The organism is Candidatus Melainabacteria bacterium, from assembly GCA_003963305.1.
Lineage (GTDB): Bacteria > Cyanobacteriota > Vampirovibrionia > Obscuribacterales > Obscuribacteraceae > PALSA-1081.
In genome coordinates this window covers 275,921-300,072 of sequence record RXJR01000004.1, presented here as the reverse complement: position 1 = coordinate 300,072, position 24,152 = coordinate 275,921, and the positions used below count along the sequence as shown (strand labels likewise).

The following is a 24,152-nucleotide window of genomic DNA, read 5'->3' as shown; positions in this document are numbered from 1 at the left end:
CTGCCTCCAGGGGCAACCTGTGTGCCTCAGCCTGTGCCCGACCGGGTACTAGTTGCGGCTTGAAAGGCTAACAAAGCGCTTAGTGCTTTTTCGATTGAGCTGGTTTCTTACCAGCTTCTTTTTCGCCTGGTTTGGTTGTCGGCTTAGTCGTTACTGGCGCATTTGGATCTTTGTCCAATCCATATTCTTTTATCTTGCGTTGAATTTCAACGTATTGCGACTTGAAGGTGGCTAGTTCTGCACTCTTCGGATCGATTTTTTCGTGGATTTCGATCAGTTCTTTGTATACCAGCGCAGCTTTTCGATATTCCTGCTGGTCTTTGTACATCATTGCCAGATATCCAAGGCATGTCGCGCGACGTGGGTCGTCTTTGCCGAATTCTTTGGCACAGAGTTTTTCGGCCTTTGTATAGGCGTCTTCTGCTCCCGCATAGTCTCCAGCAGATAGAGCGGTGTTGCCTTTTGCAATAAATTGGTCGAATTTCTTGGGTTCGCCGCCGCCGCCCATATCCAGAGGTTGGCAAGCTCCCGCTCCGCAGAGCGTAAAGCAAATCGTCAAGAAGAGGAAAAACCAAACCTGCGATTGTTGCTGCACGTTTTGTTTACCGAATTCTGTTGCCATGTACTAACCCTTTAATTCCCTCTGCCGATTATATAGCGGAGAGTCCTTTATTGTTGGCTATGTGGGACCAAAGTTATGAAAACCACACCTGGTTGTCGAGAGGAAGTGGTACCAAACTTAGTGTCAAGTTTTGGTGATTTCGCTGTTTCGAAAGTAATGAGCAAGAATTTGTTTGTAGTTCTTGCCTCTTTTGGCCCAGCCCTGTGCTCCTGTCTGTTGCATGCCCACGCCATGTCCCCAGCCCAGTCCGTTAACGGTAACGTAAGAGAGCAAACCGATACTGTCATGCTTAAAGTCAAAGAACAACTTCGCACTCTTCAACCTGGTTAACTTCAACTCGCTGTTTTTGAAAACGCTGCGAATGACGAGTTCTTTTTTCACAGTCCAGACACCGGTTGAGGTTTCTATTGCAAGCTCGATTGCGCTGCCTGACTTACCTCGTTTTGTTACTTTGAACGATTTGATGTGACCGAACTCTTGTGAGGCTGGAGCCACTATAAATGGTGCGATGGTCGGGTCTTTTCTCATTTCGGAGATTTCGTGATGCATGTGCGCTTCCAGAGCCGAGGCCGGCATGTTAACGCTCCAGCGGAAATGTGGCGACCACGAGTCGGCCGAAACAAATTCCCGGTTGAAGTAGATTGCTCTGAGTGATGCCTCGGTGAGAGATTGCTTATTCTCTGCAAAGTCTTTTTCGGATTCGCTTTGTAGATAGGGCAGAGCTTGCGGGGGAAATGCTCCAGTTGCCGGATCGGAGAAACAGTTTTGATAATCCTCAGTGCAACTTCCTGCATTCGAGCTGAAGAGAGCAAGAATTGGTTTGCCTTCGTAAGTAAGAATCTCATTGGTTGTGCCTGCTATTGCTTCCCGGTGACGCTCGCTGATGGTCTGAACGCCGGCAAAGTATTGGCAGCACAGAAAGGAATCGCAGACATTGGAAAAGTCGTTTGTATGATCGAGCCGTGGCCTTAGCGCATAGGTGCGCGCTGCTACCGCTTGAGCTTTTATAGCTTCAATCTCATAGCTGGCAGGTATTTCTGATTGCAAAACGCCTTTGACATAACTTTCCAGATCGGTAATGAGAATTATGCGCACAGAATCGTTGACCGGTTTGATTTCGAGTGAGCCAAGATAGTGCGGCGCGGGGTTGGCAGCGCCATGCTGTCGTTTCAGGCTTGTCACTATCAGTGGAGCTGTTCCGAGCGAGCGTAGAGTAAGTGATTCGCCACTTTTGAAAGGAGGCAGCGATACGCCTGAAACCTGTAAAACATTCCCTTTTGCAGAGACGCTGATGGTCGAATCTGCAGCCGTCTTTGCTTTTGCTGAATCGAGTGAGGCGACAAAACAGCCAATTCCCTCAACACTCGAGACGCTAACTGACGTATGAATCAGTTTTGTTAGATCTTTTGTTGATAGCGCGACACGAATTTGCATCCAAGCATTTTAGTTCATCTACCCCTTTTGATGCCGGGTCGAACAAGCCGGAATCCAAGAGGGCGGAAATGAAACTGTCGAGGCAGTCATCTTGAAAATGAAAAGTGGCGGAGCAGGAGGGACTCGAACCCCCAACCCTTTCGGGCAGCCGCTTTCAAGGCGGTGTCTTCATCCAGCCAGGTCTGCTCCATAGCCAGGTTGGTATATTACTACGTTAGCACTGCGGTCATTGTGTCGGACGGCGAGAATTTGAACTATATTAACGTCAATGTACACAAGCCTTCCGACGCAGGCGACAGGCGAATTTAATCGGAAGTTAATCGGAACTAAGAGTGGCTAAGGGACAGCGGCTAGATCAGCTAATTCTTGAGCGAGGCTTGTTGCCTACTCGTGAAGTGGCTCGCACTGCCATCATGGATGGTGCAATTCTGGTCAACGGTCAGAAAATGACGAAGCCCGGAATGAGTGTTTCTGAAACGGCAGTAATCGAGCTACTTCCAGGTTTTGCCCAGCCTAAATTCGCCAGCCGAGGTGGATTGAAGTTGGAGAAGGCGCTCGATACATTCCAGATCGATGTGCAAAAAAGAATTTGTCTGGACATTGGAGCTTCTACGGGCGGGTTTACCGATTGCCTGCTCAAGCGTGGTGCGCTCAAAGTCTACGCTGTCGATGTCGGTTATGGACAGCTTGATTGGTCCTTGCGCAGCGACGCGCGTGTGGTTGTGCGGGAACGATTGAATGCTCGCAACTTGAAACCTGCAGATTTGTACGAGTCCGGAGTTCCGGATGCCAGTCTTGTAGTAATGGATGTTTCGTTTATCTCCATAACTAAAATTTTGCCTGTGCTTGCTTCTGTTACAACCAATGACGAGAACCTGGATGTTGTTTGTCTGGTCAAGCCACAGTTTGAGGCGGGCCGTAACGCAGTAGGCAAGGGCGGTGTGGTTAAAGCCGCTGAGACGCATATTCAGGTTGTGCGATATGTCTGTGAATTTGCTGAATCAGTTGAGCTTTACCTTGTTGCTTTGACTTACTCCCCGGTGAAAGGACCAGCGGGCAACATTGAATTCTTGGCTCATTTTCGAAAAGCCGCTAGCCCAGGAGTCTTCGACTTAGACCAGGTGGTAAGAGAAGCTCATGAAGCGTTGAAGGACTAGACCAGAGGTCTTGCGTGGTGGCTGTACTGGGTTTTTGCCGCTACTGAAACAAATTCGTCCTCTGGATAACGATAAGCTGTGAGCTTGCCACCAAAAACGCAACCGGTATCGATGCAGATGGTTTTGTTAACTCTTCTTGGCTCGAGCACCGGCGTGTGTCCGTGTACTACTAATGCCTGACCAGTGTAGTGCTGACCCCAGTCTTTTCGAATCGGCAGACCATACTCGTCATTTTCACCACTGACGTCGCCATAGAGCGTGAAGGCACGCACTTTTGGATTGTCTTTGCCTTGCATCGATTCTTTTACGCCTGCGTGCGCGACGATAAGCTTTCCACTGTCGAGGATGAAGTGGCTGGGCAGTGACTCGAAAAAATCTATGACCTTCTCAGCAAAATCAGCCGAGCAAGTAGCCATCTGTTCAAGTGACTCAGCTAATCCGTGGGCGATTTTTACGTCGTGTCCTTTTAGTTTTCTGACCAGTTTCATGTCATGGTTACCCGGAACACAGAGCGCCTGATTTTCGGACATCATGCTCATTGCCAGACCTAGCACAGATGGAGTGTCGGGACCGCGGTCTACCAGATCACCAAGAAAAATCAGTCTTCTCGAAGGAGGCGTCATCACAGAAAAATGTTTTGCCTGTGAGTTGACTTCAGCTACTGCGTAACCCAGTCGAGAAAGCAGTTCTACCAGTTCCGAAAAACAGCCGTGCACGTCGCCTATGATGTCGAAGGGTCCGTGCAGATTTTCCTGAAATATTGGTCTTAGCGAGGCACTCATTCAGGAAATTGTAGCTCACGGGAGTGTGAAGCTCTGATTGAGAATCTTGACGAGCCAGGACGTTCAAAGTTTTTCTAGGGCAAATTGTTGTGCAAGGCGGTTAGAAGCTTCCTGTAAAGGAAAATAACCGGACAAGGTTTGACGAGTGGGCGGGTGTTCTTAACTTGCAGCAGAGAGGCTGCTACCGCGCTTTGAGGAGATGTTTACTAGCGGTCCCAACTCAAATAGCAGAGAACGATGGCACTTCCGAAAAGAGACAGGTCGAGCAAAGCCAGGTGTAAATGACCGGGCGTGAGCATGCAGTTGAGGGAGATTACAAGAAAAAGCAGGGCTGCAGCTGCCGAGCCGATTCGCGGCTTAAGTGCCACCATTAATCCAATTGCTATCTCTATCGGCGCTAACAAAATCATGGTCTCGTGTGCACCGATGTGGGTGATCTGCGGGATGAACGGTGCGAGATAGTTGTCCCAGTTGGTGGTGAGATGGAAGAATTTGTCGAGTCCCGAAATTATCGGCAACCCGACGAAGATTACTTGCAGGATTCGAAAAGCTGTGAACAGAGGGTCTTTGCGTTTCGGAAACGCAGGTCTGACTGGCTCAACCCACGGTTTTTGCCGGCTGCGGAGCGCATAATTCATGATGACTTCTTTCTAGTTTGAAAACGTGTATGTAGTCTATATAGACGCTCAGCAGTTCAGTCAGTTCCTGGCAAATATTTTCTCAGACACTCGAACGCCGGCGCGATTTTTGTTTACCTGCGATGAAGCATAGTTGAACTTAGCACCGCCTGCACCTGATAAGCAAATAAATTGTGGGACTACTTCTTTTTGATCCGGGAAATCGTTGTGAAGAACAGGCTTGAAATAAGAATTCCGAGCGACCAGATCAATGTCGAGATGTTCATGGTCTGAGTGGAATTTTCACCGCCCATACCCAGGGCCGTGTACAGCCCGCACAGTCCGAAGATCGCACCAGCTATCAGTCCAATCGAGCCGGCCTTTTTATGACCGAAGTCGACGGCGCTGATTTCCAGCGTGCGTCGGGAGATCCAGGTAAAGAGCCTTTGGAATATCAACATGGACACAAGCAGCATGGCGATTAGAAAAATCTGCATCGAACCTGCCGCGCAGAAGGCAAACACCGCCATTGCAATTTTTTCGCGGCTCGGACCAAGCGCTGCCTCCAAACCCCGGACCTGGTGGAAGACCAGCGCAACGACCTGGGCCGAGAGCGCAAGCAAAATTCCCCAGGTCGTCATTGTGTTGCTGATGATTATGGGGAGAATGGCTCGTCCCAGTGAAACGAACCTTCCCTTGGCCTTAACCGAATTGACCATCACGACAATTCGCACCGCGAAGATTGGAAACAGAAGAAAGCCTGTCATGAAGACAGGTTCACCAGGTGAAAAGAACAAAGCACAGGAGATCGCGACGATGTTGAAAATCGCAAATCCGAAGGTGCCGTAATCCAAGAGCAGAAAGGGTAGGGACCGTAGCTGCTGTGCTGGATTCTGTGGGGTGCTTTCGCCTTTGGAAGAACGGGCGAATCGATTTTTCCACGGCTGCAGCGAGTGTTCTAGTCCCTGACCCGACGATTGCGACTTCGACTCGGACTCAGGCTGCGATTCGGACTCCGATTTCGGTTTAAACTCCGACATCGAGTCGGACTCCGATTTCGGTTTGGACTCCGACATCGAGTCGGATTCCGATTTCGGTTTAGACTCCGAGTTGGACTCGGACTCCGATCGCGATTTCGAGTCAGTAGCTGATTGATCAACGCCGACCACTTCGGTCAGGTCAGCGTCATCCTCTCCTACTACCAGGTCGATTTTGACTTTAGATGGGTCTTCAAAAGACATTCAGCCTCGACGTTCCTGCGCATTCACCATGGAGCAGCCTGCTCCTCTTCGCTACTTTTTCTGGGGCGCTGGTTTATCAGTTGTTTTAGCAGGTGCAGCGGCACCGCTAACAGCTTTGTGCGCAGTTACGTTGACTGTTACGAATACAGTGTCAGCTAACTTCTGAAAGACAATTTCTGGACGCTTGATACCGTGATCGGCAAAAGCAACCGGGAAGGTAGCGTTGATCTGCAGCAGATCGCAGTTCTCGAACTTGCCTGCAGTGGCGGGGCAGAATTTGAAATAGGTGACATCGACAGGAATTTTCTTCTGCACTGTTTTGCCGTGAACCGTGAAATCTCCACTGGCTTCCAGGTGCACCTTCTGTTTGTCTTTCAGCACAGTGGCGCCGCTTGCAAGCGATTTCAGTTTGAAGGTAGCTTTCGGGTATTTCCCAGTTTCCAAAAAGTTGTCACGCATATGTTCGTTGCGCAGTGCGATGCCGGTGTCGATACTGGCGAGGTCGACGTTGAATTCGGCTGCGATCGGCTGTTTGCTCAAATCGAGAGAATCGTCGATAGAGACGGAACCGGTAATTTTGCTGGTGTGTCCGTTGATTACTTCAATAGGCGCGTTGGAGTTGAAGTTGACGTTGTCTCTGCCTTTCGGATCGCCTACCTCAAATTTGAGTTCTTTTGCCAATGCGCTCTGAGCTGCGGACGCAACAGCGATAACGGATGCCAGAAGTGCGATTCTAGAGACTTTAGTCATTTCAACAGTCCTTTGATTTTGGGTGAGTCGATTTCGAAGTTGCCGAGTGCCAGTTGGCGCCCTAGGAAACTTTTATGCTGCCAATGAACACTTGCAATTCCTGCAGTTTCTCTACCAGGTCGAGAAATTCTACAACAGTTTTCTGTGGATCGGGATTTGCCGCTCGCGCTACGGCGAGACTGATCAGATCGGCATACGAATGAGGCACATCGATGCTGGCTTGTATAACTTCAAAGGCAATTTCGCCAACATCCAGGTATTTGCAATGGTTCGTCAGTGGATTCCTGAAGATCGCCACGCGCGAAACCTGTGGCTTTACCGAGCTAATGGATTGTTTCTTGTCGATTCTCTCGATGACAGATGAAATTGGATACTCGTATTGCCGCAAGATCAAAGCTGGATTCAGTAATGGACCAAATTGAATGAATTGGTCAGGCTTAGAAAGCACCAGATTCGGTTGCGGTGTGACGTCTTTATCAACTTCAAGCAGCTCTAGTTCCAGCCATTCGTACTCTGCCAGTTCCACGAGGAATGGATATTTCTGCAAAAACTGTTTGCCTTCATTCTTCAAGAAAAGTGGAAATCGTTGGGCGGCTCGATTGAGGTTGTAGTGGTTAGCTGGATAGGTCAAGAAATACTCGCGAACTGTCGGCTCCCACTTCTTTTTCAAGATCCTGGCGCAATATGGGTAAACCGACGCCATCAGATCTTGTTGACCGTACTCAATTAAAGTCGCATACAGTTCGACTCCACTTTTGTCTATACTTCCTGCAATGCTAGACGCGATGCAGCCTTCGTCTTTCTGAAAGCTCCGGCGAACTGATTCCTTCAACCAGAGCGAAGAAAGTATCTGTTCTACTTCATGCAGTGAGGGCGGCGCCAACATTTTCGCGTCCTTTAGATGATTCGATGATCGGTGCGCTTTGATCGAAGCTCAAATGGGCCCGACTAACTGATGCGAGTGTGGGTTGCACCTCGTTTGCTATGGCACGAATGCGTGCCAGCTCGTCCAATAGTTCGGAAAATTGAGGGAAGTTTTGATCGCGCTCAATCATCACCGCTTTGACGTCAGTGCGTTCAAGTACAAATTTCAGTAGTTGAAAAACAGGCTCTATAATTGCTGAGCCGTGCGTATCGATGATTGTGCCTTCACCGGTTGAATGGCCGGCGACGTGAATCTGTACAGTTCTTTCAAGAGGAATCTGTTTGAGAAATTCAAATGGATCGAATTTGTGATTTTGCGAATTTACATAGACGTTGTTGACGTCGAGAAGCATGCCGCAGTCGGCTTCCTCCAGCACTGATGAAAGGAACTGCGCCTCAGTCATCTCGCCGCCCGGCATGTGCATGTAGGCAGAAATATTTTCAATCAGAAAAGGTCGGTTGAGTGTGTGCTGCACTTGCCGCGCGCGACTGGCGCAATGTTTCACGGCTTCCTTTGAAAACGGAAGCGGTAATAGATCATGCAGGTAGACACCATCCACACTGGTAAAACAGAGGTGGTCGCTAAACCATGGTGCGTCGATTCGGTCGACCAGCTTTTTTAGCGCCGCCAGATAGTCGGGGTTGAGTTCGTCAGTCGAGCCGAGAGACAAGTTCACCCCATGAGAAACGAGGGGGAAGCGTGAAGCAACTTTCTCAAGTCGCTGTCTCGCAGCCCCCCCAAGTCCCATGTAGTTTTCAGGAACTAATTCCAACCAGTCAATTTTGTTCGCGTTGTCGAATGTTTCATTGGCTAGTTCTCTGCGCAACCCTAAACCGATGCCTAAATTTGGCAGCTGTTTTTTTGCAGCTAAGAACTGATTGGTCATGAAGTGATTCTACACCGCGCACAGAATGCGATTGACCGTTTCAAAAAAAAGACCAAATAGTCACTTAGAACTATTTGGTTTCTTCTGATTTGGTTTCAGTCTTAGTTTCTGTGGACTTGTCGCCCTTCTTTTCTTTCTTGGTGGTCTTTGTTTCTTTCTTCTTTGTTTCTTTGGTCTTGCATGAAGCATCTTTGCCCTTGCAAGCGCCTTCTTTGCCCTTTTCAGTAGCTGTTTCTTTCTTTTCAGTTACTGTTGTTGACTTTTCAGCCTTTTTCTCAGCGTCAGCTGCAAAGGCGGCTCCGCCCATTGTCAAACCAAGCACCGCAACCAAAGCTGCTGCCAATTGAGTCTTCTGCATTGTAGTCCTCCTACACTTCTAAACGAACTCCCCATGGAAACGTCATCCATGAGGGCACTAGCGGTGATCCTATGACACCATCATTAAGCCTTATCCGCCAGTCTGTAATAACTGTGTAAAAACTGAAATAACCAAATGTGAGTTACTTTTGCGACCTCAACATTACTTAAACAACGCTCACTTGGAGGAGCTAGCTGCTTTTTTCTTAGTCTCAGTTTTCTTTTCCTCAGTCTTTTTCTCGGTCTTTTTCTCCGTTTTGGCGGCTTTCTCTTTGGCTGCGGCTGCGCCCTTTTCATCTGCGCCGCATGCGCCTTTGCCACAAGCCATTTCTCCGGACTTTTTGGCACCTTCCTTTTCAGCGACAAGGAATTGTTTCTCAGTGCTGCTAACTGGATTAGCGTTGGCGATGGCAGCGCTTGATAATCCGAGCACCGTCAAAAGTGCGGTGAGTTCTGTTTTGGAAAGTCGTTGCATGTATTTCTCCTGTGTCGAATATTATCAGACGAATTTTGCTGATTGGACTACTACCTTTATATAGATAGGCGTGTGAAAACCGCGTGGACTTTATCGTCGTCACTTGATTTCTCACAAGCTTCTATGAGACTAGGTATTCCCCTTTCTCTCGAGGGATCTTCAATATCTCTATTTCTCTTCTGTCAGTCAATCAACTTTTAAACAACTCCCAGCCTGGTAGGGATTTGCATTGAACGATAGCGAGTTCGATCGATAAATCGTTCGAGCATTTGCAGAGAGAATTTTTGCGAGATGTTCGTTGAGATCATCACAAGGCTAAAGCTCGAAGGGTAACTTACTGGCGATCAAATCCGTCTAAGCGATGTTGTGGAAATAACGGACAACTGCTGTGAAATCTCACGGGCGAAAGGTGAAGCGAACTACCTGATCGGGTTCCTCAACACGCTAAACCACTATGGCATTAGGGGTGGTGCCAGCTTATTTGTGCTTTCAATGTTTCCATTGTCGATTGCGTGTAATCGGCTCTGCAAGTCATTTGTGCGCAGATCCAGGTGCAATGGAAAGAAAAGCTCTCTACTCATGCAAAAAAATTTTGTAAGCGCTCCTTTAGCTGAACCTGGAATAGAAATGGATGAGGCTTGTGCAACTCCGAATCAACATTCACTCGTTGCACTGCAACAATTTTTTCTGCCGTATTCTCCTCTCGCACACTTTGCATTATCATTTACGCTTCCGATTGTCTCTCCTGAAAATTGCAAGCAGCGGCCGGAACGAGTTGATGTGTTTTCGGCTGAACTTCATAGAACCAAACTGTTGTGACTAAATCTCAAGCATCTAAATCAACGAAAGCCTTATACCTACACGGTTTTGCGTCGGGTCCGAAATCTACCAAAGCGCAATATTTCGTTGATAGACTGAATCAGGTTGGTATTGAAGTCGTGGTTCCGGATTTAAATAAGCCGGCGTTCACACAAATGACTCTGACCAGTCAACTGCAAATTGCGCGTCAGTGTCTAAGTGAGTTTGGTCCAGATAGCGAACTTCTTGTAATTGGATCAAGTATGGGGGGATTGCTTGCAACTTTGCTTGCTCAGTCATTGATATCAATTCAAGCGCTGGTGTTGCTTGCGCCTGGTTTCGGATTGCCGAGGCGCTGGTCAGAGATGCTGGGTGAAAATGGCTTGCTGGAATGGCGTGAAACAGGCTATATGGACGTTTTTCACTATGGTCTTAACGATAATGCCAGGCTCGATTACAACTTTATTGTCGATGCTGAAAAATATGCGACCGACGGCTTTAAAGTGAACGTACCGACAGTTGTCTTTCACGGCAAAAATGATGAAACAGTTCCAGTTGAGGAAAGTGTGGCTTTTAAGGAGCTAAATCCCGAAAAAGTTCGGCTCGAAATTCTGGATGATGACCACCAACTCATAAAGTCGCTGGCGGAAATTTGGAACACCACCGAGGCGTTTCTGAACCAGACGCTTGCTTAGACAGAAATTCGAGCAAAATATGTTTTACCTTCTCAAGGCAAACGGCTGTGCCGTAAGTCTTGGGGCGCAAGGGTTTTCGGCATCGCATAGCGAAAGCCCTGGTCGTTGGACCAGGGCTTCAACACTTTCAAGCTAGGCGGGCGATTAACCTTCTGAGGATTCTCCGCCGGCGTTATCTCCACCGTTAGTGGTGGCTGCCGATGCTTTAGCTTTCTTAGCACCAGTTTTTCTGGTTGCTCTCTTCTTTGTAGCGGCCTTTTTAGCTGGCTTTTTGGCTGCTGCCTTTTTAGGAGCTGCTTTCTTAGCAGTTGTCTTTTTGGCTGCTGCTTTTTTAGGAGCTGCTTTCTTAGCAGTTGCCTTTTTAGCAGTTGCTTTCTTCGCGCCAGCTTTCTTAGGAGCGGCTTTGCGAGTGGTTTTCTTGGCGGTTGCGCGCTTTGCACCGGCTTTCTTAGGAGCGGCTTTCTTCGCGGTCGCCTTCTTTGCTACTGCCTTTTTGGCTCCAGCTTTTTTAGGAGCTGCTTTTTTAGCTGTTGTCTTTTTGGCTCCAGCTTTTTTAGGGGCTGCTTTTTTAGCTGTTGTCTTTTTGGCGGTTGCCTTTTTGGCTCCAGCTTTTTTAGGGGCTGCTTTTTTGGCTGCAGGCTTTTTGGCTGCTGTCTTTTTAGCAGTTGTTTTTTTAGCTGCTGCCTTTCTTGGCTTTTTGGCCGCTTTTTTAGGCTTTGCGGAACCGGCTGAACCGGCTTCTTCTGCCATAGCTGCCGCTGGGGAGACTTTGCTTCTCCGTGTCGCTTTTTTCTTCTTTGGTTTTGCTGCCATTATTTTTTCCTCCCGAATTAGTTATGGCTGGCAAGGAATTTTTCAATGGGCAAACTGCAAATTGAATAAACCTTGATTGGCAACGTTTGGTTTTTCCTATGCCACCATTACTTTTTTTGGTAAGAGCGAAATTTCACTCTAACGAATCACACCACACGCAAACTAGAGTACCTTCAAATTACAAATTCCGCAATATATAGATCACTTCGATTTTTCAATTTTGGGCATCGTTGTTTTGGTCACACTTGTTCGCCTTATTTTGAAGTTGGCTTATCAAGCCGTTTTTCGATGGTACTGCCTTCGATATCGCTCGATTTTGGTGCCAAAAAAATTTTTTCAAAATTTTCTTGAGTGAGCTGATCTATTTCCAAATTTGTCAAATTGGAGTCAATTTTCCTTTTTTCCTCTCCATCCGATCGACTGGTTCCGATTGAGTACGCTCCCAACGATAGCTGAAGAGCTAAATGCATTTTTTTTCTGTACATTCCGAGTGCTCATGCAACTTTGCGTGTCTTTTTTCTGTCGATATCGCAGTGTTGTTTGCCGATGCAATTGATGATCTCCAGATAATGCGCGGATCATTCCAAAACCAGTTCTAATCAGAACTTCAGCAGTTTTGACGTAATAGTTCGGGTTTTCTGTAAGAAGTGTGGTCCGGTATATACCAGAAACAAATATCAAGCAAAGTAAAGGAAATTGGCAGAGTGGAGAATTGCCCTCGTCACCATAAATGGTGCGATGGTTTCCAAGGTCTGCAGCAGCATCTGGGGACTAATCGCGACTGTGTCGAGCGCCGCCGACGAATCCGAACGCTGATCTAAATCCTTCGTTTTGCAGAAGCTTCAAATCTGAGAAATCGATGACGTCATGATCTATGAGTCTTTCGTATTCTCCCGGCAGAGTGCAGGGAGAGGGGTTCCTGCCTGGGTTATCTGTGCAGACGGCAATAGCTACGCCTGCTTCCTTGCAACGAGTGAAGACTGTGCGAAGCTTCCCAAAATCATTCAGTACTCCGGTCTGTCTGTAGCTCGTCGGGCAAACTTCCAGGGTGATTGAGCGTCGCGCCAGTTCTTTCAACATATCGGGACGTTCCAGCGGAATGTGAATGCCGTGACCGATCCGATCGAGCACTGTGAAGTATTGTGGATGAACGTTGTCTATTCCGGTTTCACCAAGATGTGAGGTTGTTTTGAGACCGGCTGCCCGAGCTTTTGCCATAAGCGCCACCCATTCTTGCCAGAGTTGGGGATTTATCTCTGGTCCGGCCAGATCCACTCCGACCACTGGTCCAATATTGTCGATTGCGCACTTCAGTATGGCTTCGTTGATTGGTAATGGCAGTCTGCGGTCCAGGCACAAAATTTGTTTGACGATGATCGGATAGTCTGCCGGTCGAACGTTTGCTGTGATCACTTCTACGATTTCGTTCATCTTGCCGAGGCGAATCGCTTCCGGCGCATCGTGGTCAGTTCTGAAGTAGGGATTGTATCTGAGTTCCAGATATTGCAGGTTCTCAAATGTGTACGCGCCCCTGCACAGTCTCAAACAGAAGTATGGAAGATGTTCAAGACTTTGAAGTTCTTCCACAAGAGTGTGAATTTTGACGAACTCTTCCAGCGATCTGCATGGACGCGTGAACCAGTTATAAAACCCTTCGTAATCGGGGAAATAGTTCAGCACCCGATGGTCTTTGCGTTGCAAAAACTTATAGATTATCCGGGGATGTAGCGCACCACCTAGATGACGGTGCAAATCAGCATATAGAGCCATTTGTCGGGTTACCTTTCACTTGCAGTTCTTTTACCCAGTCTGAAGGAGTTTTAGATCTGTCGATATTTGGGAATATTTATCGGGCCGAGCCATACTATATATAAGAACGTTTTGAGAGAGAATACAATTGCAAATCGCTAAATTGATTGTAGCGGCCACATTGGTTATGTGTAGTTTACCTGCAGCGATGGCGCAGGGGTCGGATCCGATCGTCATGTTGCAAACGACGCGCGGAAATATCGTCATCAGAGTGTACCGTGGTCTGGTTCCTTACACAGCCGGTAACTTTCTCGATCTGGTCAGTAGAGGTTTCTACAACGGTCTCACCTTTCATCGCATAGAGACATGGTGTATCCAGGGTGGAGATCCGAACGGTAATGGCACTGGCGATTTCGTTGACCCTCAGACGGGACAGACACGGTATCTCAATTTGGAAATATCGCCGGCATTGCATCACAATGCAGCAGGCGTTGTGGCAATGGCTCGCTCTCAGAATCCAAATTCGGCCAGCTGTCAGTTTTACATTACGAAAAGTCCAGTGCCTCAACTTGATCGCCAGTACGCGATTTTCGGTGGCGTTGTAGATGGTATCAATGTCGTGCGCAGCATCGGACGCGGCGACAGGATCATCTCTGCGCAAATAATCGAAAACGGTGGCGGTGGCGGTCGAGCTGGGGGCATGAGTCAACAGCAAGGTTTTCAGCAACAGCGGCGTGGAAACGGCACGTCTGCATCGAACGCCGGAACTCCGACAGACAGCGGATTTTAAGTCGCTTGCTTGTGACACCACTTTCAGTGTCAATGCCGGTTACGAGTGGCATTGGAGACTTTCTGTAGGGCCCCGTTATCTTTGACTGCCGTTCCGTTTATGTTGACTGCCGTTCCGTTTATGTTTGACTGCCGTTCCGTTTATGTTTGACTGCCGTTCCGTTTATGTTTGACTGCCGTTCCGTTATGTTTTACTGCCATTCCGTTATGATTGACCGCTGTTCCGGCATGATCGATCGCAGTTCCGCTGGATCGCCTGCCTTCCGCCATGATCGATAGTTTATGAAGCGGATTACACGGCGTCTTCACTATCTAGTAGTTATAATGAACTCGCATGCCAATGCGCAGTACTGTAAGGAGATGTTCATGAAGAAGTCCTTGTTGCTAGTATTACTAGCCTCAACCACGCTTGCTAGCTCGATTCCAGCTTTTTCACAAGCAGCCCAGCCTGCAGCGAGCGACAACAAAATAAAAGCCGCTGGCAAGAAAATCGGCAACGGAATTATGTGGGGACCAAAGAAGATCGGCGAAGGACTCAAGAAGATGGGCTCTGGCGCTAAGAAAATGGTCGGCAAGTAATCTTTGCTCAATTAATCTCGAATCCCGCAATTGCATCGATTGCGGGATTTTTCTTTTGTATGTTGCTGATGCGCATTTGTAATTCTTTTCAATCGAACCGGGCGCTGATTGTTAGCGCCTTTCGCAAGAGAGCCATATACTCAGCCTTTGAGATGAGTTTGGCGTTGAAAGTAGCCAGGTGCGAAGTCATAAATTGAGAGTCGAGCAAAATAAATCCACGCTCTCGTAAATGCTCTACTAGAAAGACTAAACAGACTTTTGAAGCATCGGTGACATCGTGAAACATAGACTCACCCATGAAGGCTCCGCCCAGGCTAACACCATACAAACCTCCGGCAAGTTTTCCTTCATAGTAAGCTTCAACCGAGTGCGCTGCGCCCATATTGTGCAACTGAGTGTAAACGCGAAAGATATCATCGGTAATCCATGTTGATTCGCGTTCGGCGCACTTGCGCATGACAGCTTCCCATGCCGTATTGATTCTAATGTCAAAGATTCCCTGGCGATATGTCCGGGCCAATCGCTTCGGTACGTGGAAGTCATATAGATCGAAGATACAACGCGGATCCGGGGAGTACCAGCGTATTGGTCCGGAATCGTCGCCCATCGGAAAGATTCCAGAGGCGTAAGCCCGGATTACTAACTCAGGTGTAAATTCATCGCGCATGAATTTATTTGGTGGAAGAAAGCGATCTTATATATAGGATTAGATCTTTCATCTGGCTTTCTGAAATTTGATCCTTGCCGAAAGCCGGCATTCCCTCGTCTGGAAAGCCTTTCCGGATAGTATTTTCGAGAATTAGATCGTCTTTGTATTTTTGTAGAAAGGCGCTGCCTTTGATCGGTTTGTCAGGACTCATGGCATTGTATCCACCAGCATGGCAACCTTCGCAGTAAGCTTTTTTGAAAACCTTTTCGCCCCGCTGTACAGCTGAAAGTGCGACCGGTGCTTTGCTTGCTGGTTGTTGGACCGATGATGATGATTTCGTAGATGTTGATTTCGCGGATGTTGATTTCGCTGTGGTCACCTTGTTTTGAGTTGACGTTTCAGCGGCAGTGAGTTTCGACGCTATCTTTTGGTTAGAGGCGTACGTGAGTTGCCCGCAGCACCAGATGGTCGCTGCGAAAATGGCTGCTAGTGTCACTCCTGGTGATTTCGTTGAAATTTTTTGAAGCAAAATCGAATTCCGTTTTCGTCAAATGTTTTTGATGTAGAGATCAGCGTGAAAAGAGGCTCGAAGTTTGGGAAAAATACATCACACTCGAATCTTTCATCAATCTGTGTCAAATACAGGAAATTACATGATGGATGATTTACTGCCTGTTCGTAAAGGTGCGCACCACCAATTATGAAGTATTTTTCGATTTGTAATGCAGCGAGCTGTTCAATTGCCGAATCTATCGAGGTCGCTTTGAGCACCGTAGAGTCCAGTTGATAAGCCGTGTTGCGTGTCAGCACAACATTGGTGCGATTGGGCAAGGGGCGGAATTTTGTTGGAATCGATTCCCATGTTTTCCGGCCCATCAAGACCGCGTTGCGTTTTGCTGGATCTTCAACGTTAGAAGTGAGTTCACGAAAGTGTTTCATGTCGCCGGGAAGGCGCCATGGCAGCCCGTTTTCCTTGCCTATGCCTCGATTTAGATCGCATGCTACGACCAGGTCGATTTTTGTTGAAGAAATTTGTGTCATCCTAGACAGAGACTGGGAATTTGATAAATCCCTGATGTTCGTAGTTGATCAGTTTGAAGTCTTCGTATTTCAGTTCGAAGAATGGCTTGTCTGCTATTTCCACGGTCGGAAGAGGACCCGGTTGCCGTTGCAATTGTTTTTGCAAACCGTCGATGTGATCGAGATAGATGTGAGCATCGCCGAATGTGTGTGTAAAAATGCCCGGAGTCAATTTACATTCTTTCGCCACCATCAACATCAGAAGCGCATAGCTGGCTATGTTGAAAGGCACTCCCAGAGCCATGTCTGCTGAGCGCTGATAAAGCTGGCAATCAAGTCGACCGTTGATGACATAGAACTGAAACATCATATGGCAAGGAGGCAGCGCCATCTTGTCAATGTCCGCTACATTCCAGGCTGAAACGATCAAACGTCGGGAATTTGGATTGTTTTTGATCTGGTCGAGAACTTGCTGTATTTGATCGATATGTTCCTTGCGGTACTGGTGAGTTTTTTCGTCTTCGACGAATTTCGGCCAGTGGCGCCACTGATAACCGTAAATCGGACCCAGTTCACCGTCTTCGTCTGCCCATGCGTCCCAGATCGGTGTGTATGCGGCCAGATCATCGTTGATATTCGTGGAGCCGCGCAAAAACCACAGCAGTTCGCGTAGTACGCCGTCGAACTTGACTTTTTTCGTGGTCAGAAGAGGAAAACCTTCTCGCAAATCATATTTGGTTTGCAGACCAAAAACAGAAATTGTCCCGGTGCCGGTTCTATCTTCTCTTTTTTCACCGTTTGCCAGGATATATCTGATCAGGTCTAAGTATTGCTTCATTGATGCTGCTCCGCGAGTCGCTGAGCCAATTATAACTAATCAGGGAAAAATTGAGTTACAGGCTTCTTATGCCTTTCTGTAGGCTTAGACTGCGTTTGATCGTTGCAGTGTCGACAAGCTTATGCCCTGTACATCGCTCCTGCAAAAAGCAAACTTTCAATCGGTTGGTCGATGCTGCCACTGTATGTGGTGTCGCTTTTCCGGCTGTCGATGCTTGTTTCCCCGGCTCAGTTTTTCGACCTATTTGTGATGAGACGGGGAATGTTGGCAGCGTCATATAAGCAACTATAAATCTACCGTTATCATTCGTAGACCTGCTTCTTAAGCCGGATACTATTGTCTGCGGATAACGTTGGGAGAACTGTGGAATGCTTACAGAGTTTCGTAATGAGCCATTTACCGATTTTTCCGTCTCAAGCAATCAAGAGGCGATGAAGGCTGCTCTAGCCAAGGTAAAGAAGCAACTTGGTCAGACCTATCCTCTTGTAATCGGTGGAGAAAAAATTCTCACCGACGATCACATCGTTTCCACTAACCCCGGTGCACCAAAGCAGGAAATAGGCAGGTTTTCCAAGGCCACCACTCAGCATGCTGAGCGAGCCATGAAAGTAGCGCTGGAAACATTTGAAACCTGGAAGAAAGTGCCGCCAGTCGAGCGAGCAAGATATCTCTTCAAGGCAGCGGCGCTGTTACGTGCTCGCAAGCATGAGTTTTCTGCCTGGTTGATTCTCGAAATCGGTAAGAGCTGGGCAGAAGCGGATGGCGATACAGCCGAAGCGATCGACTTTCTTGAGTTTTACGGTCGAGAAATGGTTCGACTTTCTCAACCTCAGCCATTGATTCCTTTCAATGGTGAAGAGAACGAATTGCACTACCTTCCACTTGGCGTTGGCATAGTTATTCCGCCCTGGAACTTTCCGCTTGCAATCATGGCCGGCATGACAACTGCAGCCATTGTTTCGGGCAATACAGTCATCCTGAAGCCATCCAGCGAAACGCCAACTATCGCTTATCAGTTCATGGCGTTGATGGAAGAAGCTGGTTTGCCGGCTGGTGTATTGAACTTCCTTCCAGGACCGGGAGCTTCCGTCGGTGATTTCTTGATCACACATCCGAAGACTCGATTTATTGCCTTTACCGGTTCGAAAGAAGTCGGTTTGCGTATCACAGAACTGGCAGCCAAGGCTCAACCTGGTCAGTTGTGGATCAAGCGAGTGGTTGCCGAAATGGGCGGTAAAGACTCGATTATCGTCGATCAAGATGTCGATCTGGACGTTGCCGCTGACGGTGTTGTCGCAAGCGCATTTGGTTTCCAGGGGCAGAAGTGCTCTGCTTGCTCGCGCGTCATTGTGCACAAAGCTATTTACGATGAGTTCGTGAAAAAAATCAAAGAGCGCACCGAAAAGCTACATATCGGTCAGGCCGAAGAGCTGAAGACGAATATGGGTCCGGTCGCATCAAAATCAGCCTACCAGAGCATTCTCGAGTACATTGAAGTGGGCAAAGGTGAAGGACAGTGCATTACGGGTGGAAAAGCTCAGGGGAAACCGGAAGATGGTTTCTTCATTCCACCTACCATCATTGCTGGTGTCAGTCCGACTTCACGAATTGCGCAGGAAGAGATATTCGGACCAGTGCTTGCAGTTATTAAGGCTGAAGATTGGCACCATGCCCTGGATATCGCTAACAATACGGAGTTTGGATTGACCGGCGGTGTTTACTCTCGTAATCGTCGCAATATTGAGCAGGCTCGTCGCGATTTCCACGTCGGAAACCTCTACTTGAATCGTAAATGTACCGGTGCTCTTGTTGGAGTGCAGCCATTTGGCGGATTCAACATGAGCGGAACCGATTCTAAAGCAGGTGGCAGAGACTATTTGCTCTTGTTCACTCAGGCTAAATCGATTAGCGAGAGATTCTAGACCGTAAGACTTTCTTGACAAGCGCCTCGATAGCGCTTTTCAAGTGAGGCGTATGTTTTGTTTACCTGGCCGCTTGTGGCTTGGTTAAGCAGCACGGCGCTTCTGCTAAACTAAAGTCTGAAGATTCGATTGGGTGCCTTGGTTAGGAGGATTCGATGGTTGAAACCATTAAGCTCGTGCGACAGATTGCGGTGAGAGCAATCGTCACAGAGAACTTCAAGAACCAGGTCGGGCAAGAAATTAACCGCAATCTTCAGCAAATCGATGCCGAATTACAGCAGCTAGAGTTCAAAGGCAAGCGCGCTATTGCTGATATAGAGAAACGCACTGCCGGAGTTGTTACAGCTGATGCGCGTATGCAGATGGAAACCATCAGACAGCAAGTAGAGGCAGAAAAGATGCGTCTGTTGCAGCTGAAGGAAGAGATGCAAGGACAATTCCAGGCCTTGAACGAATTGCCATTAGGCAGCGTCGTGACTCAGTTTACAGTCGAAAATCCAGTCGAAGTTCGCATTGGCGAAAATATTTTCCAGCGCCTTGAAGGTGGGGAAATTCTCGTCAAAGACGGCGTTATTCAAGAGATTCGCGTTTAAGAGCTTGGCGTTAATATTCGGCGAGTTAGTCAGAGTCAGCACATTTGTGTCTAATGTGAACGGCCCGTGGTCGTCAAAGGCTCCGAATAATGTGCCGATTCGTTACGTGTGAGACACTTTATTTGGAATTTTAAATATCAAGCGCTAACCCAACCGAAACTTTTGGAAGCGCTCGTCAGTCGTTTTACTGTTAGACGAACTAGAAGTGGGGATTTGCAGATGTTGAAGAACGTTTTGAATTTTAGATGGCTACAAGTTGTTTTCTTCGCCGGTTGCGCTACAGGTGCAGTTGCGGGCGCTATTGCCGGTATGGGAATGGGATTTGGCGCTGGGCTATTGATGGCGCAAAAACCTGGTAAAGAGTTGCGTGATGACCTGGCCGATAAAACCCTGGATTTGTACGATGGCGTTAAGCACAAAGCAACTGATCTGAAAGACAAAGTAGACAACTATGTTACGTCGCGTCGTACACAAGAAGGGCAGTTCGAAAGCAACAGCTAGTCGCACCCTATCTGATTGTTTGGCATTCTAGAAGCAGAAAGACCGGCGTTTTGCGCCGGTCTTTTGCGATGAATCCTGAATCCTGAATCCTGAATCCTGAATCCTGAATTCTGAGTCCTGAGAATTCTGATTCCTGATTCCTGCTGATCCTGTGTTGAATTATTTGTGCGACTTATTCGTTCAAATAATCCTTCAGTTTCGATGTCACCTTCGATTGACGTAGAGCTCGAAGAGCTTTGAGCTCAATCTGTCTCGTTCTTTCGCGGGTAATACCGACCATCTTTCCTACTTGTTCCAACGTGCGTTGTTTACCATCGTTCAGACCGAATCTCAAAATCAACACATCGCGTTCGCGTGGTGTCAAAGTTGAAAGAACGCCTCTGATATCCGATGCCATCAAACTCGCTTCAGTCGAGTCTTCAGGTCTGGTCGAATTTTCGTCTTCAACCAATTCGGCAAGCGAGTTATCGTCGTCTTCGCCGTATGGGGTGTCGAGCGAAAGAGGCAAACGGTTGGCCGCAAGAATTTCTTTGACCTTAGTCAATGTCACATTCATTGCTGCTGCAAGTTCCTCCATCGTTGGTCTGCGTCCAAGATCTTGCGATAGTTTTCGCGTCACTTTGCGCAAATTATTGATGGTTTCAACCATATGCACGGGCACTCTGATCGTGCGTGACTTGTCGGCCAGCGCACGAGTAATTCCCTGCCTGATCCACCAGGTTGCATAGGTGGAGAACTTGTAACCTCGCTCTGCATCGAATTTTTCGGCAGCCCTGATCAGACCGACGTTTCCTTCTTGAATGAGATCAAGAAAAGGGAGTCCGCGACCTTGATATTTTTTCGCAACGCTCACGACCAATCTAAGGTTCGATTGTACGAGGCGCTTTTTGGCGATCATGTCGCCTTTTGCGATTCTGCGGGCTAATTCGATTTCTTCTGATGCTGCGAGCAGTTTGATTCGACCAATCGAACGGAGGTATAACTGGATTGGATCTTCTGAAACCACGCCACGGCCGCGCGCACGAATTGGCTCTTCAAGTTCGTCGGTATCATCTCCAAGCGAGCTCTCATCGACTTCATCGGCGAACGAAAAACCGGTGGCACCCGGTAACAGGTCATCTTCCAGGTTGTCATCTACTGCTACTGCGTACTTTCTTGTCATAGTTTATCTATCGGCGCTTGGCCGCTCTCGTAGAATCCATTTGGTACTCGGTCCTCAACTTGGCGTCGTACCAGACATCCGACTTTGCTTAAAGGCGCACAAAAGTTCGCCTCTTAAAGACGCTCAATCCTTTTTTCAAAGCCCGCCTAGATTTCAGACGCCTCTCTTATTTAAATGTTCCGTTCAACACTTGGTAATCGGGTTTACCCTAGAACTCCTCGACTTTACGGGCTCTTTACTTGCTCTTTTGTGCACGTTTACTTCCTCTTTCGTCGCCGTTTACCGGCTGCCTGATAAGAGGCTCCCTGTGTGCGTTTTGCCGATTTTTACTTGAACTTGCCGTAGCTGTGCAAACCGCCAAAGCCCAGTGAATTGAAGCCCAGGTAGGTGAGCAGTGTGAGCAGTAATCCGGCCACCGATACAACCGAGAGTTTTTCGGCAGAGGCCTCGTGGTGCACGCGCAGATGGATGTATGCGGCGTAGCTCAGCCACGTTACAAGAGCCATCGATTCTTTAGGGTCCCACGACCAGTATGTGCCCCAGGCGTGATTGGCCCAGAGCCCGCCAGTGATGATACCGATAGTGAGCAGTGGAAAGCCAATGGCGATGGCTCTATAGCTCACATCATCATATATCTCCGCTTGTTTCTGATTCGCTTCGCCGCTCTGAATTTTCAGCGCATAGTAGGCGCCGATGGTGCCCGTGAGACTGGCTCCGACGAAGAGTAGTTGCAACCATTTAGTGTCAACTGAGGTGAATGTGCCCAGCCCGATCGCTGTGAAGGCGAGCACTATCGTTGTAATAGACAAAGTCAGTGAGACTTTGCGTCTGGCATGGAAAAGTTCAAGCAAGCTAGACAAACCGCTCAAGAAGAACATCGCATACGATACTATCAATGGTGGCACATGAATTTGCCGCCAGTAGCTCACCAGTGCCGGCACCAGTGGAGTGATGGTTTGCTGATTGGCAGGAAGCCAACTGCCATAAAGGAACATTGTCGCCGCCAACATAGCAGCCAGCCAGCCTAACTGGCGAATGCCATATGCGCTTGCCAGTGCCAGATAGCCGCCCATCGTTGCCCAGGCGAACCAGAGCAGTGATTCATAGAGGTTTGCCAGTGGGAACCTCTGTGCTTCTACGCCCCGCGCGATGATCGCCAGAGTCAGTGCCACAAAGCCAACACCCATCACTATTGATGCTGCTGTCATCATCTTGTCGTGGTATTTCTTGACGCCATTGGAGGCGACGAAGACCCAGAATGACATTACTGATGACACGCCGGCTGTGTTTGTCAAAGCTAACTGGAAGTCAGACATTGATTTTTACTCCTTGATGGATGTGGACGGACCAGCTTGAAACAGGTCCAGGTTCTTAGGCGGTTCTGCTTCTGTGCCTTGCACTTCAGTCTCCGGGTCGACTGCAGTTGCCACTACGGGTGGAGGCAGCTCTGCTTGCATAGACTCGATGATTTTAGTGATCATTCTTTCGAAACCAACTTTTGCTTTCTTTGAGCGCCCGCCGATAGAAACTTTTGAACCCGACTCGGCGCCGTCTTTTGATACACTCACCCACACATGGCGGAACGGAATTGCCGCCAGCATCACTCCGAGCATGATGAAGCCAAAGGCTATGTAAGTGATGGGCAAACCGGGATCGCTTTTGTATTGCAATCCTGTGACCGGTACAGGTCGTACATATTTGATTTCTACAGAGCCTAACTTGACTGATTTGCCTTGCTGTATTTCAGTGATAAGTTTTGGTGCTTCCCAGTCGGGTCTTTTGGCAAAGAGCCTGAGCGGGGCGGTCTGATTGCGCAGAGACATGATCAGAACAGTCTCCCCGTCGAGTGGCAGGAATGCTGCGTAGAGTTTGCCCATCTGGCGCAAATCGAGAGCTTTTTCGTTGTCGTTGAAGGCAATGACCAGCTGGTCAAGTCCCCAGCTCGATTGATAGACGTCGACGCCTTTATACTCAAGTGGGGTGTTGACTGAAATTTGCTGTTTCTCTAAGACTTTGCCTTTCTCATCGATGACTGAAAGATCCGAATACCATTGTTTGGCATCGCCTGATTCATAGTCTTCGCGTCTGGTGGCATCTACATGCACTTTCCAGGTCGGTAGTTTGCCGATCCACTGTTTTGAGTGTTCTGAGTCTTGAAAGGAAAGATCTTCTCCCAGGCGTACTGGCTTGAATCCTGAGAACCCTGTCCATGAGGTGATCGTCACTCCAAGCAGCAACAACAGAAGACCGATGTGGGTAGTAGTTGGCGCATACCGTCCAATTTTTCCTGATTCGGCGGCAAGCTCGTTGCCGTGTACGACAGTCTTGAATCCTTTTTGCTGCAGTTTGATCTGTAATTTTTCCAGCGTTTCAGCAGGGCTCGCACCGGCGGCAAACGTCGTGTTGAAAGGCATTTTTGCAATCTGATCCGGTCCGAAAAATTGCAGAGGCAACTTGAGCAGTCGCAGTTTTGGAAAAACTTTGTCGAGGCTTCCCACGACCATGTTCATGCTTAAAAGAGCGATCAAAATAAGGAAGAATGGAGTGTGGAAGATGTCTGTGATTCCCCAGTTGTGGAGATTTACAGCCATTTCCTCGCCGAATTGTTCGATGACTTTTTCCTGCCCGACTGCAGATTCTTGCGGGCACCAGGCTCCGAGCAAGATCGTGGCGGCACACAGCGTCAGCAATACAATTGTCAGTTTGACTGAGGCGAAAATTCCCAGCGGTCCATTACGAAAGACAGGGCGAAAGCCCAACGATTGTTTGGAATGCGAATCGCTGGTGGTCATCGGCAG

General features: G+C 48.2%; 27 protein-coding genes and 1 tRNA gene. 7 read left to right on the top strand and 21 right to left on the bottom strand.

All coding sequences use genetic code 11. The features are described 5' to 3' along the window. Positions 1-79: 79 nt before the first annotated feature. The 3 genes from EKK48_05570 to EKK48_05560 all read right to left on the bottom strand — a co-directional run bounded on the left by EKK48_05570 (position 80) and on the right by EKK48_05560 (position 2,245). Positions 80-622 (bottom strand): tetratricopeptide repeat protein, encoded by a 543-nt coding sequence (locus EKK48_05570; GenBank protein ID RTL44719.1) that lies wholly within the window; start codon positions 620-622, stop codon positions 80-82. A 123-nt stretch (positions 623-745) separates the two neighbouring features. Continuing rightward, entirely contained in the window at positions 746-2,056 is a 1,311-nt protein-coding gene (locus EKK48_05565; GenBank protein RTL44718.1) for a SpoIID/LytB domain-containing protein, read from the bottom strand. Between the two features lie 105 nt (positions 2,057-2,161). Then, positions 2,162-2,245: transfer RNA gene (locus tag EKK48_05560), tRNA-Ser, on the bottom strand. Positions 2,246-2,388: 143 nt separating this feature from the next. Here EKK48_05560 and EKK48_05555 point away from each other — a divergent pair. Next, positions 2,389-3,213 carry a TlyA family RNA methyltransferase gene (locus EKK48_05555; GenBank protein ID RTL44717.1) on the top strand — a complete coding sequence of 275 codons (825 nt, stop codon included), beginning with the start codon at positions 2,389-2,391 and terminating at the stop codon, positions 3,211-3,213. Here EKK48_05555 and EKK48_05550 read toward each other — a convergent pair. The 8 genes from EKK48_05550 to EKK48_05515 all read right to left on the bottom strand — a co-directional run bounded on the left by EKK48_05550 (position 3,210) and on the right by EKK48_05515 (position 9,246). Further along, entirely contained in the window at positions 3,210-3,995 is a 786-nt protein-coding gene (locus tag EKK48_05550; protein RTL44716.1) for a hypothetical protein, read from the bottom strand. The two genes, EKK48_05555 and EKK48_05550, sit on opposite strands and share 4 nt — an antisense overlap. A 206-nt stretch (positions 3,996-4,201) precedes the next feature. Further along, positions 4,202-4,633: a hypothetical protein gene (locus EKK48_05545; GenBank protein RTL44715.1), complete on the bottom strand. Its 432-nt coding sequence runs from the start codon at positions 4,631-4,633 to the stop codon at positions 4,202-4,204. Positions 4,634-4,812: 179 nt separating this feature from the next. Next, complete coding sequence (locus EKK48_05540) at positions 4,813-5,853, bottom strand: hypothetical protein (protein RTL44714.1); 1,041 nt, start codon at positions 5,851-5,853, stop codon at positions 4,813-4,815. 51 nt (positions 5,854-5,904) lie between these two features. After that, positions 5,905-6,603 carry a YceI family protein gene (locus tag EKK48_05535; GenBank protein RTL44713.1) on the bottom strand — a complete coding sequence of 233 codons (699 nt, stop codon included), beginning with the start codon at positions 6,601-6,603 and terminating at the stop codon, positions 5,905-5,907. 61 nt (positions 6,604-6,664) lie between these two features. Further along, the gene (locus EKK48_05530) at positions 6,665-7,489 is read right to left on the bottom strand and encodes a hypothetical protein (GenBank protein ID RTL44712.1); all 825 of its coding nucleotides are present in this window, start codon (positions 7,487-7,489) and stop codon (positions 6,665-6,667) included. Further along, complete coding sequence (locus EKK48_05525) at positions 7,464-8,414, bottom strand: DUF692 domain-containing protein (GenBank protein ID RTL44711.1); 951 nt, start codon at positions 8,412-8,414, stop codon at positions 7,464-7,466. Before EKK48_05525 ends, EKK48_05530 begins: the two co-directional genes overlap by 26 nt. Positions 8,415-8,484: 70 nt before the next feature. Continuing rightward, a complete protein-coding gene (locus EKK48_05520) occupies positions 8,485-8,772 on the bottom strand; it encodes a hypothetical protein (GenBank protein ID RTL44710.1) in 288 nt (95 codons plus the stop codon). 177 nt (positions 8,773-8,949) lie between these two features. Then, complete coding sequence (locus EKK48_05515; protein RTL44709.1) at positions 8,950-9,246, bottom strand: hypothetical protein; 297 nt, start codon at positions 9,244-9,246, stop codon at positions 8,950-8,952. Between the two features lie 815 nt (positions 9,247-10,061). On the opposite strand from EKK48_05515, the gene EKK48_05510 reads away from it, so the two are divergent. After that, positions 10,062-10,739, top strand: a complete 678-nt coding sequence (locus tag EKK48_05510; GenBank protein RTL44708.1) for an alpha/beta fold hydrolase — start codon at positions 10,062-10,064, stop codon at positions 10,737-10,739. A gap of 144 nt (positions 10,740-10,883) precedes the next feature. Here the strand turns inward: EKK48_05510 and EKK48_05505 are convergent, their stop codons facing one another. The 3 genes from EKK48_05505 to EKK48_05495 form a co-directional block, all read right to left on the bottom strand. Beyond that, entirely contained in the window at positions 10,884-11,552 is a 669-nt protein-coding gene (locus tag EKK48_05505; protein ID RTL44707.1) for a histone, read from the bottom strand. Between the two features lie 254 nt (positions 11,553-11,806). Next, complete coding sequence (locus EKK48_05500; protein RTL44706.1) at positions 11,807-12,037, bottom strand: hypothetical protein; 231 nt, start codon at positions 12,035-12,037, stop codon at positions 11,807-11,809. 286 nt (positions 12,038-12,323) lie between these two features. Next, on the bottom strand, positions 12,324-13,322 hold the full coding sequence (locus EKK48_05495) for an adenosine deaminase (protein ID RTL44705.1): 999 nt from the start codon (positions 13,320-13,322) through the stop codon (positions 12,324-12,326). Between the two features lie 166 nt (positions 13,323-13,488). Between EKK48_05495 and EKK48_05490 the strand changes: the two genes are divergently transcribed. Both EKK48_05490 and EKK48_05485 read left to right on the top strand, forming a co-directional pair. Further along, entirely contained in the window at positions 13,489-14,091 is a 603-nt protein-coding gene (locus tag EKK48_05490) for a peptidylprolyl isomerase (GenBank protein RTL44704.1), read from the top strand. Positions 14,092-14,456: 365 nt separating this feature from the next. Continuing rightward, positions 14,457-14,669: a hypothetical protein gene (locus EKK48_05485; GenBank protein ID RTL44703.1), complete on the top strand. Its 213-nt coding sequence runs from the start codon at positions 14,457-14,459 to the stop codon at positions 14,667-14,669. An 88-nt stretch (positions 14,670-14,757) separates the two neighbouring features. On the opposite strand, the gene EKK48_05480 is transcribed toward EKK48_05485, so the two are convergent. The 4 genes from EKK48_05480 to EKK48_05465 are packed head-to-tail and all read right to left on the bottom strand — an operon-like array spanning position 14,758 to position 17,176. Further along, positions 14,758-15,336, bottom strand: coding sequence for a leucyl/phenylalanyl-tRNA--protein transferase (locus EKK48_05480; protein RTL44702.1), 579 nt, complete (start codon positions 15,334-15,336; stop codon positions 14,758-14,760). 4 nt (positions 15,337-15,340) lie between these two features. After that, the gene (locus EKK48_05475; protein ID RTL44701.1) at positions 15,341-15,850 is read right to left on the bottom strand and encodes a cytochrome c; all 510 of its coding nucleotides are present in this window, start codon (positions 15,848-15,850) and stop codon (positions 15,341-15,343) included. Then, positions 15,811-16,359, bottom strand: a complete 549-nt coding sequence (locus EKK48_05470; GenBank protein ID RTL44700.1) for a dihydrofolate reductase — start codon at positions 16,357-16,359, stop codon at positions 15,811-15,813. Before EKK48_05470 ends, EKK48_05475 begins: the two co-directional genes overlap by 40 nt. 1 nt (position 16,360) lies before the next feature. After that, a complete protein-coding gene (locus tag EKK48_05465) occupies positions 16,361-17,176 on the bottom strand; it encodes a thymidylate synthase (GenBank protein ID RTL44699.1) in 816 nt (271 codons plus the stop codon). 368 nt (positions 17,177-17,544) lie between these two features. Here EKK48_05465 and pruA point away from each other — a divergent pair, with 368 nt between their 5' ends. The 3 genes from pruA (at position 17,545) to EKK48_05450 (ending at position 20,192) form a co-directional block, all read left to right on the top strand. Beyond that, a complete protein-coding gene (pruA, locus tag EKK48_05460) occupies positions 17,545-19,098 on the top strand; it encodes an L-glutamate gamma-semialdehyde dehydrogenase (protein ID RTL44698.1) in 1,554 nt (517 codons plus the stop codon). Between the two features lie 155 nt (positions 19,099-19,253). Further along, complete coding sequence (locus EKK48_05455) at positions 19,254-19,691, top strand: hypothetical protein (protein ID RTL44697.1); 438 nt, start codon at positions 19,254-19,256, stop codon at positions 19,689-19,691. A 219-nt stretch (positions 19,692-19,910) separates the two neighbouring features. Then, positions 19,911-20,192, top strand: coding sequence for a YtxH domain-containing protein (locus EKK48_05450; protein RTL44696.1), 282 nt, complete (start codon positions 19,911-19,913; stop codon positions 20,190-20,192). A gap of 172 nt (positions 20,193-20,364) precedes the next feature. Here the strand turns inward: EKK48_05450 and EKK48_05445 are convergent, their stop codons facing one another. The 3 genes from EKK48_05445 to EKK48_05435 all read right to left on the bottom strand — a co-directional run bounded on the left by EKK48_05445 (position 20,365) and on the right by EKK48_05435 (position 24,146). Continuing rightward, positions 20,365-21,354: a sigma-70 family RNA polymerase sigma factor gene (locus EKK48_05445; protein ID RTL44695.1), complete on the bottom strand. Its 990-nt coding sequence runs from the start codon at positions 21,352-21,354 to the stop codon at positions 20,365-20,367. A gap of 326 nt (positions 21,355-21,680) precedes the next feature. Next, a complete protein-coding gene (gene ccsB / locus EKK48_05440) occupies positions 21,681-22,670 on the bottom strand; it encodes a c-type cytochrome biogenesis protein CcsB (GenBank protein ID RTL44694.1) in 990 nt (329 codons plus the stop codon). A 6-nt stretch (positions 22,671-22,676) separates the two neighbouring features. Further along, entirely contained in the window at positions 22,677-24,146 is a 1,470-nt protein-coding gene (locus tag EKK48_05435; GenBank protein RTL44693.1) for a hypothetical protein, read from the bottom strand. Positions 24,147-24,152 lie beyond the last annotated feature (6 nt).